The sequence below is a fragment of the Clostridium kluyveri DSM 555 genome (genome assembly GCF_000016505.1).
Lineage (GTDB): Bacteria > Bacillota > Clostridia > Clostridiales > Clostridiaceae > Clostridium_B > Clostridium_B kluyveri.
Map to the genome: position 1 here is coordinate 953731 of NC_009706.1, position 12125 is coordinate 965855.

Below are 12125 nucleotides of genomic sequence, written 5' to 3' on the forward strand. Positions count from 1 at the left end.
TTTCATGTGACTAATTTTGTTTCCTAAAGCTAACTTTAATAATAATGTATGCTGTCAGTCTGGAAAATGTTACATAATATAATTTAAAATTTTTAATAAAGTAGTAACTTTAGCATATATTTTATTGAAAGTATTTTTATAAAGTTTAAGGAGGATAGGAGTTATGAGAGAGCAATTGTTAAGTATAGTGGTTCAATTTATCTTAGGGATAGTTGGAATTATAGCAGCGTATGTACTTAAAAAAATTTCAGATGCACTGGAATTACAAAAGCAGTCTATTGTGGCAAGGAAAGGAGCATATAATTATAATCATGCTCTTAGTGTTGCAAAAGGTATGTACTATGTATTAGAAGAAGAATTCAGCTCTGTAAAGAAAGCAGGAAAAAAGAAAAAAGATGAGATGGAAAAAAGATTACTGCAGGTAATACCAGGACTTACACAAAATGAATTAGATTCTATAAATAAAGAAATATGTAATAATGTTAAGCAAATAGGTGAAGAAATATTGAAATCTCAAGAAGTAAAACAAGTGAGTACAAATGATGTATTAAAGGATGAATAGATTTGAAAAATTTATTCCAAAGACTGCTAGGCTCAGGTATTTTCTAGTTTGTCTAAAAATTAAGATAATAATTAAGAATGTAAATTTAAATTGGCAAATAAAAGATTATGTAAATAATAAAAGAGCAAAAATGCTCTTTTATTATTTACAAAAGTAGAAAGATTATATATTTTGTGAAAATTATTAATTATATTCCATGATGTGTTTAATCATGCAGGAATAAGTTGCTATTATTTTTATTTCAGGCTTTATAAATGTTCATTTTCAATATCTACTTTAAGATTTTCTTCTACGTATATACTATCTAAATCTACTTTTTGTTCTCTAATAAAAAATTCAGCTAGTCTATGTATCGTAGTATCTCCATACATAGGTACATTTTCTTCACTTTCCAAAATATATTTTATACTTTGGTTAACGGGATTTATAAGTTTTTTGATCCCCCAAAGTTTACAATAATTTGTAGAATGTTTATCCTGTTTTATAGATACGCTTTCAGTGTCATTGTCATAGACAAAAGTATGTTCTTCATCTGATATTTTAATTTTCATGATTAATATTTCTCCTCCCATGTTTTTTATATACTTATTGCATAATAAATATTGAAGAAAGTCAATACATTTTAACTTATTATTAAAGAATTTTTTGAATAATTACAATTTGATAGAATAAAAAACTGTTTTTTATTTTATTAGTATATTATGATATGTAATATGTTATGCAATTTATTGTGTCATTGTAATATTATTAGTATTTTATGTATAGTCTCCATTTAAATTTAAGAATGCAATATAGATAGATTTTTAAGAGAAAATAGTGAAAAACAAATAAATATGAAAAAAATATTTAAAAGATGTTGACAAAAGAAAAATGAGATGATATACTGTAAAAGCTGTCTGGGAAAACAGATGGCAGCAAAGATAAAATGTGATCCTTGAAAATTAAACAGAATAAAAAAGATAGGTAAACTTATTTATTAAGAATAAACCAGCAATTCTTTTGAGCTGCGAGAGCAGTAAAGAGAGTAATTTCGTAATGTAGTATGTTTATCCGGTAGTTTACTGGAAGAGATATACTAAAATTGCTAGTAGCGAGTACAGCGAGGAAAAGGTTGAATGAGGAGCGGAACTTACTTATGTAATTGAGCACCGGAATGAGGCATTTGACGAAGCTGGGCGAAGCTAATAGTAATTTTCAACAGAGTCAAATAAAACTTTTAAAATAAGAGTTTGATCCTGGCTCAGGACGAACGCTGGCGGCGTGCCTAACACATGCAAGTCGAGCGAGGAAGCCCCTTCGGGGGTGGAATAGCGGCGGACGGGTGAGTAACACGTGGGTAACCTGCCTCAAAGAGGGGGATAGCCTCCCGAAAGGGAGATTAATACCGCATAGAAGGTAAAAATCGCATGATAAATACCTTAAAGGAGCAATCCGCTTTGAGATGGGCCCGCGTCGCATTAGCTAGTTGGAGGGATAAAAGCCCCCCAAGGCGACGATGCGTAGCCGACCTGAGAGGGTGAACGGCCACATTGGAACTGAGATACGGTCCAGACTCCTACGGGAGGCAGCAGTGGGGAATATTGCACAATGGGGGAAACCCTGATGCAGCAACGCCGCGTGAGTGAAGAAGGTTTTCGGATCGTAAAGCTCTGTCATCCGGGACGATAATGACGGTACCGGAAGAGGAAGCCACGGCTAACTACGTGCCAGCAGCCGCGGTAATACGTAGGTGGCGAGCGTTGTCCGGAATTACTGGGCGTAAAGGGTGTGCAGGCGGATATTTAAGTGAGATGTGAAAGACCCGGGCTTAACCCGGGCAGTGCATTTCAAACTGGATATCTAGAGTGCAGGAGAGGAGAACGGAATTCCTAGTGTAGCGGTGAAATGCGTAGAGATTAGGAAGAACACCAGTGGCGAAGGCGGTTCTCTGGACTGTAACTGACGCTGAGGCACGAAAGCGTGGGTAGCAAACAGGATTAGATACCCTGGTAGTCCACGCCGTAAACGATGAGTACTAGGTGTAGGGGGTATCGACCCCCCCTGTGCCGCAGTAAACACAATAAGTACTCCGCCTGGGAAGTACGATCGCAAGATTAAAACTCAAAGGAATTGACGGGGACCCGCACAAGCAGCGGAGCATGTGGTTTAATTCGAAGCAACGCGAAGAACCTTACCTGGACTTGACATCCCCTGAATGACTCGTAATGGAGGAAGCCCTACGGGGCAGGGAGACAGGTGGTGCATGGTTGTCGTCAGCTCGTGTCGTGAGATGTTAGGTTAAGTCCTGCAACGAGCGCAACCCCTGTCGTTAGTTGCCAGCACGTAAAGGTGGGCACCCTAACGAGACTGCCGCGGTTAACGTGGAGGAAGGTGGGGATGACGTCAAATCATCATGCCCCTTATGTCCAGGGCAACACACGTGCTACAATGGGCAGAACAGAGAGAAGCAATACCGCGAGGAGGAGCAAATCTCAAAAACTGCCCCCAGTTCGGATTGCAGGCTGAAACCCGCCTGCATGAAGTTGGAGTTGCTAGTAATCGCGAATCAGCATGTCGCGGTGAATACGTTCCCGGGTCTTGTACACACCGCCCGTCACACCATGAGAGCTGGCAACACCCGAAGTCCGTAGTCTAACCAAGGAGGACGCGGCCGAAGGTGGGGTTAGTGATTGGGGTGAAGTCGTAACAAGGTAGCCGTAGGAGAACCTGCGGCTGGATCACCTCCTTTCTAAGGAGTCGAAAGGCCGGGAAAAAACCTGCCTTAAAAGTTGGAATTTGAGATAAATAAGTTGCCCTTTATTCTGTTTAATTTTGAGGGATCATACCTCAAATGGGCTTATAGCTCAGCTGGTTAGAGCGCACGCCTGATAAGCGTGAGGTCGATGGTTCGAGTCCATTTAAGCCCACCAAGTACAAGAAAAATTTACAATTTAATTGTAAATTGTGCACTGTGAATAGTAAATTGAAATAAAATTGTCCTTTGAAAATTGCACAGTAAATAAAAGAAGTAAAGCTAAGGTTAGAAATAACCTTTGTAGTGGATAAGTATAAATGAGTTTATGCTTATTTTAATAAGATGTAGTTCCTATATTAATATAATTGAGAATAAAGTTTTAATTATATTTACGTAGGACAAAGAAAATTAGTGATAACGAGCAGAGCGAGGAAAGACTTGAGTGAGGAGCAGAGTTTACTTGTGTAAATGAGCACCGCAGGGAAAGGCTTGACGAAGCTGTGCGAAGTTAGCAGTAATTTTTTAATGAAACTCACTCAGCTAAGGCTGAGGAGTGCAATTTAGGCACCAAATCGAAGATTTGGACTAAATTATCAGGTCAAGCTACAAAGGGCGCATGGAGGATGCCTTGGCACCAGGAGCCGAAGAAGGACGTGATAAGCTGCGAAAAGCTCTGGGTAGGCGCAAATAGCCAGAGAACCAGAGATGTCCGAATGGGGAAACCCACCTATAAAACAATAGGTACTGCATGCTGAATATATAGGTATGCAGGGGAAAACCCGGGGAACTGAAACATCTAAGTACCCGGAGGAAGAGAAAGAAAAATCGATTTTCTAAGTAGCGGCGAGCGAAAGGGAAAGAGCCCAAACCGGAAACTTGTTTCCGGGGTAGAGGTCAGGTGATAAAAAATGTGGAAGCTTAAGTGAATTCAACTGGAAAGTTGAGCCGCAGAAGGTAAAAGCCCTGTAAGTGAAAAGCAGAAGCAAAATAACCTGTACCGGAGTACCACGAGACACGAGAAACCTTGTGGGAAGCAGGGAGGACCACCTCCCAAGGCTAAATACTACCTGGTGACCGATAGAGGAGGAGTACCGTGAGGGAAAGGTGAAAAGAACCCCGGGAGGGGAGTGAAATAGAACCTGAAACCGTGTGTCCACAAACAGTCGAAGTACGTTAAAGTACGACGGCGTGCTTTTTGTAGAACGAGCCAGCGAGTTACGGTATGCAGCAAGGTTAAGTACTTAAGGTACGGAGCCGAAGGGAAACCGAGTCTGAAAAGGGCGGGGAGTTGTATGCCGTAGACCCGAAACCGGGTGACCTATCCATGGCCAGGTTGAAGCGGAAGTAAAATTTCGTGGAGGACCGAACCACGTTGGTGTTGAAAAACCATGGGATGAGCTGTGGATAGCGGAGAAATTCCAATCGAACTCGGAGATAGCTGGTTCTCCTCGAAATAGCTTTAGGGCTAGCGTCGGGAGTGAGTAATGGAGGTAGAGCACTGACTGGGGTAGGGGCTGACAACAGTTACCGAACCTTATCAAACTCCGAATGCCATATACTTGAATCCCGGCAGTCAGACTGCGAATGATAAGATCCGTAGTCAAAAGGGAAAAAGCCCAGATCAACAGCTAAGGTCCCGAAGTGTAAGTTAAGTGGAAAAGGATGTGTGATTTCGAAGACAACTAGGATGTTGGCTTAGAAGCAGCCATACATTTAAAGAGTGCGTAATAGCTCACTAGTCAAGAGGTCATGCGCCGAAGATGTCCGGGGCTAAAACTTACCACCGAAGCTATGGGCCTGAAAGGGCGGTAGAGGAGCATGCTGCACAGGGAGAAGCCATACCGGAAGGAATGGTGGACAGTGCAGGAGAGAGAATGCTGGCATAAGTAGCGAGAAATAAGTGAGAATCTTATTGGTCGAAAACCTAAGGTTTCCTGGGGAAGGTTCGTCCGCCCAGGGTAAGTCGGGACCTAAGCCGAGGCCGAAAGGCGTAGGCGATGGACAACCGGTTGAGATTCCGGTACCACATTTTTGCGAAAAAGAACAGAAGGGATGACGCAGAAGGATAGGATGTGCACACGAATGGATGTGTGTCTAAGGAGTGAGGGAGGACATAGAGGAAAAACCGTATGTCCGATAATCCTGGGCTTTGAAGGGGAGTCCGCAAGGACGAGTATCTGATTTCACACTGCCAAGAAAAGTCTCTATGGAGCAGGGATGTGCCCGTACCGCAAACCGACACAGGTAGGTGAGGAGAGAATCCTAAGACCATCGGAAGAATTGTTGTTAAGGAACTCGGCAAATTGACTCCGTAACTTAGGGAAAAGGAGTGCCTCGAAAGAGGCCGCAGAGAAAAGGCCCAAGCAACTGTTTATCAAAAACACAGGTCTCTGCTAAAGCGAAAGCTGAAGTATAGGGGCTGACGCCTGCCCGGTGCTGGAAGGTTAAGGGGACTGCTTAGCGCAAGCGAAGGCAAGAACTTAAGCCCCAGTAAACGGCGGCCGTAACTATAACGGTCCTAAGGTAGCGAAATTCCTTGTCGGGTAAGTTCCGACCCGCACGAATGGCGTAATGATTTGGGCACTGTCTCAACAACAAATCCGGCGAAATTGAAGTGCAAGTGAAGATGCTTGCTACCCGCGATTGGACGGAAAGACCCCGTAGAGCTTTACTGCAGTTTATCACTGAATTTTGGTATTGCCTGTACAGGATAGGTGGGAGGCAGAGAAGGAAGTGCGCCAGCATTTCTGGAGTCAACGTTGGGATACCACCCTGGCAGTACTGGAATTCTAACCGGAGTGCATGAAACTGGACACGGGACAATGATAGGCGGGCAGTTTGACTGGGGCGGTCGCCTCCAAAAGAGTAACGGAGGCGTACAAAGGTTCCCTCAGAAGGGTTGGAAATTCTTCGTAGAGTGCAAAGGCAGAAGGGAGCTTGACTGTGACACACACAGGTGGAGCAGGGACGAAAGTCGGGCTTAGTGATCCGGTGGTACCTCGTGGGAGGGCCATCGCTCAACGGATAAAAGCTACCTCGGGGATAACAGGCTGATCTCCCCCAAGAGTTCACATCGACGGGGAGGTTTGGCACCTCGATGTCGGCTCGTCGCATCCTGGGGCTGGAGTAGGTCCCAAGGGTTGGGCTGTTCGCCCATTAAAGCGGCACGCGAGCTGGGTTCAGAACGTCGTGAGACAGTTCGGTCCCTATCCGTCGCGGGCGTAGGAAATTTGAGGGGAGCTGTCCCTAGTACGAGAGGACCGGGATGGACTGACCGCTGGTGAACCAGTTGTTCCGCCAGGAGCACAGCTGGGTAGCTAAGTCGGGAAGGGATAAACGCTGAAAGCATCTAAGTGTGAAGCCCACCCCAAGACAAGATTTCCCATGGCGAAAGCCAGTAAGACCCCTCCGAGAAGAGGAGGAGATAGGTCAGGGGTGTAAGCATGGCAACATGTTAAGCTGACTGATACTAATAGGTCGAGGGCTTGACCAAATAATATTTACTGTGCAATTTTGAGGGGATAAAACTCCTGAAAAGAATAATATAAATCTGGTGGCAATAACGTGGAGGCAACACCCCTTACCATTTCGAACAGGAAGGTTAAGTTCCACAGTGCCCATGGTACTGCAGGGGAGGCCCTGTGGGAGAGCAGGTCGCTGCCGGATATATTAATATGGCCAGATAGCTCAGTCGGTAGAGCAGAGGACTGAAAATCCTCGTGTCCCTGGTTCGATTCCTGGTCTGGCCACCAAAAACTTCAGATAAAATCTGAAGTTTTTTTATGTATAATAAAAATGTAAGAGTAAGGATATTTGTATATTTCACAATGTTTTGTTAAAATAAATAATGTATAAAAATAATTATGGTATTTAATAAAAAATAATAACTGAAGGTGGCATAATGAGTAGAATAATGAGGATAGGTGAAAAAGATTTTCAAATAGGTAAAAGAACTTATATAATGGGTATACTTAATATTACCCCAGATTCTTTTTCAGATGGAGGAAAGTTTAATAATATAGAATTAGCTTTAGAACGTGCTAAACAAATGGAAATAGAAGGAGCTGACATAATAGATATAGGTGGAGAATCTACGAGACCGGGTTATAAGCCTATAACTGAACAGGAAGAACTAGAGAGGATTATTCCTGTAATAGGGACATTAGTAAAACACATAAATATACCTATTTCGGTAGATACATATAGATCTAAAGTTGCAGAACGAGCTTTAGATGTAGGAGCATCTTTTGTAAATGATATATGGGGACTTAAAAAAGATCCTCGCATGGCGTTTATCGCATCTCATTATAAGGTTCCGTGTTGTTTAATGCATAATAGAGACAATACAAACTATAATAATTTGATAGAAGATATATTGAATGATTTAAAAGAGAGTATAAATATTGCTTTAAATGCTGGAGTAGATGATAAAAATATAATATTAGATCCTGGAATTGGATTTGGGAAGAACTATGAACAGAATTTAATGGTTATGCGTAATTTAGAAAGGTTTTCTGAACTAGGTTATCCTGTGCTTCTTGGAACCTCAAGAAAATCAATTATAGGAAATACATTAAAGCTTAAAGTACATGAGCGATTGGAAGGAACTATAGCTACCACAGTGATAGGTATAATGAAAAAATGTGCTTTTGTAAGAGTTCATGATGTTAAAGAAAATAAAAGAGCAGCTGTAATGTCAGATATAATAGTTAGATGATTATAATAAACTAGTGATTTTTTAAGTAGATGATTTCACGTATTTTAAGGAGGTAAATATTGAGTATGTTTTTCATACTCAATATGTTTGTATTATGGATGAAAACAAGATTAAAGATGCTGTAAGAATGATTATAGAAGCTATAGGAGAAAATCCTGAAAGAGAGGGACTTGCAGAAACCCCTGATAGGATTGCCAGAATGTATACTGAAATATTTTCCGGGCTAAAAGAAAAGCCAGAAGAACATTTAAAGAAAGTATTTACTGTAAATAATGATGATATTGTGTTAGAAAAAGACATTCAATTTTATTCTATGTGTGAACACCATTTTATGCCTTTTTATGGAAAAACACATGTAGCATATATACCCAATGGTAAAGTTGTTGGATTAAGTAAGTTGGCAAGAACCGTGGAGGTATTTGCAAAAAGACTTCAACTTCAAGAAAGAATGACTGTTCAAATTGCAGATTCAATAATGGATTATCTGAAAGTAAAAGGAGTTATGGTTGTTATAGAAGCAGAACATATGTGTATGACTATGAGAGGAATAAAAAAACCAGGAAGTAAAACTGTTACAGTTGCTACCAGAGGAATATTTAAAAATAAAATTGAATTTAGAAATCAAGTTTATGAAATGATAAAAATGAAATAAAAGGCAGGTGGATTTTTGAATAGAATAAACGCTATATTAGAAAATCAGAAATTTTGTAGATATCTACAAAAAAACTTTCAAATAGAAAAGCACCGAGAATTTTGTAAGCATGATATATGTCATTCGTTAGATGTAGCCAGAATAGCTTATATAATGGTATTGGAAAATAATATTCACATAAAAAAGGAAAATATATATGCAGCTGCATTGCTGCATGACATAGGAAAATGGATGCAATATGAGGAGGGTATACCTCATGAATTGGCTAGTGCTAAATTGGCCGAAGATATTTTAATTGAATGTGGTTTTACAGAAGATGAAATAGAACAGATCCTAAATATGATATTAAGTCACAGAAAAAAAGAGACTGATGATTTGATAAATAAGATATTTTATTCAAGTGATAAAATATCTAGAAATTGTTTTAGATGTGAAGCTGCTTCCAAATGCAATTGGTCAGAAGAAAAGAAAAATTATAATATTAAATACTAATGGCAATTAGGTAGGAGATGATGGCATATGGACATTATATATATTAAAGATTTGGAAGTGTATGCATATCATGGAGTAAATCAAGCTGAAAAAGATTTAGGCCAGAGATTTCTAATATCTTTAAAAATGTTTTTAGATTTAAGTGAGGCAGCAGATAAAGATGACTTAAGTAAAACTGTGAACTATAGTGAGTTATGCTTTGAAATAGAAAAGGAATTTAAAAGGAAGAGATATAATCTTATTGAGAAATCTGCTCAGTCGTTGGCATATTTTATATTAAAAAAGCATGAAATAGTAAAAGGGGTAAAGGTTAAGGTGAAAAAACCCTGGGCACCTATAGGCAAACCTTTAGATTGGGTGGCTGTGGAAATAGATAGGTGGTGGCATAAAGCCTATATTGCTGTTGGTTCAAATATGGGAAACAAAGAAAAAAATATACAAAATGCAATACATAATATAAATTGTTCACCTTATAATAAGGTGATAAAAGTATCTAGGTTATATAACACTAAACCTGTGGGGTATGTGGAACAAGAAGATTTTTTAAATGGGGCCTTAGAAATAAAGACCTTAATGGCTCCTAAGAAATTGATGGAGTTTTTACTAGATGTAGAAAAAACATTAAAACGGGAAAGAACTATAAGATGGGGACCACGCACCATAGATTTAGATATAATTTTATATGATAATATAGTGACTTATGAGGAAGAAATTGTTATACCTCACCCTAGAATGCAGGAAAGATTATTCGTACTGAAGCCTTTATGTGATATTGCACCATACATGGTTCATCCACTTTTAAAAACTAGAATTATAGATTTGACAAGAGAACTCGAGAAAAAAGGTACATTGTCAAGTGATTCAGAGGTTCAGGTAGAGTTTACTACAGAGAAATATTCTTCTCCATCTGAACCTTAAAAGAACTTATAACTTTTCTGTTTGAGGTTAATTTTTAAGAATATAGTTTAGAACAGGATCTTCTTTGTCTAAATAATCTTTTATGGATATTTCAATTATTTTGTCTGGTATAAAAGTGTTTTTATTGTCTGTGGAAGTTTTATTAAATTGTGTGGAATATTGTATTTCTATTTTTGAATTAGGAAGAGTAAAACTTTTCACAGAACCATAATGATTTGGTTTGCCACTTGTCTCTTCACCTATAAAAGTTGCATTAGTTTCTTTTCTTAAAGTAACAGCGTTGATTATAGCTGATGAAAAAGTGGTTCTTCCCACTATGACGAAAAGATGAGTTTTATTATTTATTTCTTTGTTTTTTATCCAGTCTATAATAGGGTTTATATATTTATCACTGCCTCCTGAATTGTCTCTTATATCAATTACAAATTTATCAACAATATGAGTATTCATAAATTTAAGCATATCACCCGTAAAATCTTCCATTGTTTTGGAAGTATCATCTTCTTGACATTTATTGTATTTAAAATACAAGATTTTTTCTTCGGATATATACTTATACCAGTAATTTAAATTACTTTTCTGCATATATAAAGGATATGAAGTATCAAAGTTACCTTTTATAATGAATTTTCCATGGAGATCTTCATTATTTAGGGAATTTATATTTAAATTAAAGGCTTCTCCTTGATTGTTTTCAAAGGTAAAAAGAGTATTTTTTACATTGGATGTAATATTTAAACCATGGAGAATTTCAGCATTCGTAAGATATTTAGGAATATATTTTTTTATTACAGCACTATTTTCATTAACTATTAATGGTAAAATATTTTTTTGAACTGTCTCTATGTTTACACCATTTATCTTTATAAGTTTTGTGTAAAGAGCTTTTTTATATTCAGGTATGGTATTTACAACGTATATACCTTCTTTAAAATAGTAAAATTGTATTGGGTAAATAATTGAAGTTTCTTTATAGAGAGAGGTATGGGTGTCTCCTATGCTAGCTATTATCTTGTAAATGCCTGATAGTATTTGGTCATCGTTTAGCTTATATACAGAATTTTTCAAGGTGGTTAATTCATTATTAAACTTCTCCTCATTAATTTTAAAAAAGAGATTTACATGTTTTTTTGGAAGAGATTTTTGTATATAATTTAAATCTTTTATCCATTTTGTATTTCTGTCTCCACCTAGATATTGTGATTCACAACTGGTAAAAAATATACTTAAGTAAATTAATATAAAACAAAAATTAGCTTTTATGAATTTGTTCATTATTAGACTCCTTTTTATTTGGTACAAATTTTAGTTAATGTCCTGTTGAATAAAATGATACATACCAATGAATAAGAATAGAATAAAACATAAAATGCCTGAAGTTAAAACATACTTCAAGTTGATATCTTTTAAATTATAAAAATATGCAGATGAAAGATAAGGGGATGTTAATGGAATATATTTTAAATTTCCCAGGTCATTATTTACTAAGAGGCTGCTTAAAATAAAGGCCAATATTCCATATGAAGAAGGTATTATAAGATTTTTACTTATATTTGCAACTAATATTGGGATAGGTGTTAGAAGGAATTGGAAAAATAAGGAGTAACCATTGGCTCTTATATCCTTAATTATTAAACTTCCTTCTGGGAAAATACCATTTAGAAAGTAATAACTTAGAGGAATGGAGAGGGTTTCAATGGCATATGTAAAAAAAATAACTATATACAAGGTTATTAATTTTGATATAAAAATCTTTAACCTGCTTATAGGGTAAGTATACAATATGTTAGTGGTAATATCTGTAACTTCTCGTGAAAAAATATAGGCTGCTGTTATTGAAAATAGAACTGTGTATAACATTAAAAAATTTACCTGTTCTATATTATAGGCATATTTTTCAAAGGGCATATCATGTTCAGTTATGAATCTTGCCAGAAACATAAATATTGTCATAAGGATTCCACAAATAAAAACTACGGGTATTATATAAGTCTTTTTTAGTTTTAAAAATTCTGAGTATATAGTATTTAGCATTTGAATTCCTCCATTA

Annotated in this window: 8 protein-coding genes, 2 tRNA genes and 3 rRNA genes; 10 read left to right on the plus strand and 3 right to left on the minus strand. The window is 37.5% G+C overall.

From position 1 onward, the window contains the following. Window positions 1–163 precede the first annotated feature (163 nt). Window positions 164–562 (plus strand): hypothetical protein, encoded by a 399-nt coding sequence (locus CKL_RS04670; protein ID WP_012101330.1) that lies wholly within the window; start codon window positions 164–166, stop codon window positions 560–562. 248 nt (window positions 563–810) lie between these two features. Here the strand turns inward: CKL_RS04670 and CKL_RS04675 are convergent, their stop codons facing one another. Then, window positions 811–1113, minus strand: coding sequence for a hypothetical protein (locus CKL_RS04675; protein WP_012101331.1), 303 nt, complete (start codon window positions 1111–1113; stop codon window positions 811–813). A gap of 666 nt (window positions 1114–1779) precedes the next feature. Here CKL_RS04675 and CKL_RS04680 point away from each other — a divergent pair. The 9 genes from CKL_RS04680 (at window position 1780) to folK (ending at window position 10075) form a co-directional block, all read left to right on the plus strand. Further along, a 16S ribosomal RNA gene (locus CKL_RS04680) occupies window positions 1780–3290 on the plus strand. Window positions 3291–3394: 104 nt separating this feature from the next. Further along, window positions 3395–3471 (plus strand) — tRNA-Ile (locus CKL_RS04685). A 421-nt stretch (window positions 3472–3892) separates the two neighbouring features. Then, window positions 3893–6789, plus strand: a 23S ribosomal RNA gene (locus CKL_RS04690). A gap of 56 nt (window positions 6790–6845) precedes the next feature. Then, window positions 6846–6962: ribosomal RNA gene (rrf, locus tag CKL_RS04695) — 5S ribosomal RNA — on the plus strand. Together the 16S, 23S and 5S rRNA genes with 2 tRNA genes alongside form the textbook arrangement of a ribosomal RNA operon. Window positions 6963–6972: 10 nt before the next feature. Next, a tRNA-Phe gene (locus tag CKL_RS04700) sits at window positions 6973–7048 on the plus strand. 149 nt (window positions 7049–7197) lie between these two features. After that, complete coding sequence (gene folP, locus CKL_RS04705; RefSeq protein WP_012101332.1) at window positions 7198–8013, plus strand: dihydropteroate synthase; 816 nt, start codon at window positions 7198–7200, stop codon at window positions 8011–8013. A gap of 94 nt (window positions 8014–8107) precedes the next feature. Then, window positions 8108–8665 carry a GTP cyclohydrolase I FolE gene (gene folE, locus CKL_RS04710; protein WP_012101333.1) on the plus strand — a complete coding sequence of 186 codons (558 nt, stop codon included), beginning with the start codon at window positions 8108–8110 and terminating at the stop codon, window positions 8663–8665. A gap of 15 nt (window positions 8666–8680) precedes the next feature. Next, window positions 8681–9157, plus strand: a complete 477-nt coding sequence (locus tag CKL_RS04715; RefSeq protein ID WP_012101334.1) for an HD domain-containing protein — start codon at window positions 8681–8683, stop codon at window positions 9155–9157. Window positions 9158–9184: 27 nt separating this feature from the next. Continuing rightward, window positions 9185–10075 carry a 2-amino-4-hydroxy-6-hydroxymethyldihydropteridine diphosphokinase gene (gene folK, locus CKL_RS04720; protein ID WP_012101335.1) on the plus strand — a complete coding sequence of 297 codons (891 nt, stop codon included), beginning with the start codon at window positions 9185–9187 and terminating at the stop codon, window positions 10073–10075. Between the two features lie 27 nt (window positions 10076–10102). Here folK and CKL_RS04725 read toward each other — a convergent pair whose 3' ends face one another. Both CKL_RS04725 and CKL_RS04730 read right to left on the minus strand, forming a co-directional pair. Continuing rightward, complete coding sequence (locus CKL_RS04725; protein ID WP_012101336.1) at window positions 10103–11350, minus strand: S41 family peptidase; 1248 nt, start codon at window positions 11348–11350, stop codon at window positions 10103–10105. Between the two features lie 30 nt (window positions 11351–11380). Beyond that, on the minus strand, window positions 11381–12109 hold the full coding sequence (locus CKL_RS04730; RefSeq protein WP_012101337.1) for an ABC transporter permease: 729 nt from the start codon (window positions 12107–12109) through the stop codon (window positions 11381–11383). Window positions 12110–12125 lie beyond the last annotated feature (16 nt).

Bases quoted from the DNA above. Each gene is read 5' to 3' on its own strand.
- CKL_RS04675 (WP_012101331.1), bottom strand. From the start codon at position 1,113: ATGAAAATTAAAATATCAGATGAAGAACATACTTTTGTCTATGACAAT.
- CKL_RS04730 (WP_012101337.1), bottom strand. From the start codon at position 12,109: ATGCTAAATACTATATACTCAGAATTTTTAAAACTAAAAAAGACTTAT.
- folK (WP_012101335.1), top strand. From the start codon at position 9,185: ATGGACATTATATATATTAAAGATTTGGAAGTGTATGCATATCATGGA.
- folE (WP_012101333.1), top strand. From the start codon at position 8,108: ATGGATGAAAACAAGATTAAAGATGCTGTAAGAATGATTATAGAAGCT.
- CKL_RS04670 (WP_012101330.1), top strand. From the start codon at position 164: ATGAGAGAGCAATTGTTAAGTATAGTGGTTCAATTTATCTTAGGGATA.
- CKL_RS04725 (WP_012101336.1), bottom strand. From the start codon at position 11,350: ATGAACAAATTCATAAAAGCTAATTTTTGTTTTATATTAATTTACTTA.
- folP (WP_012101332.1), top strand. From the start codon at position 7,198: ATGAGTAGAATAATGAGGATAGGTGAAAAAGATTTTCAAATAGGTAAA.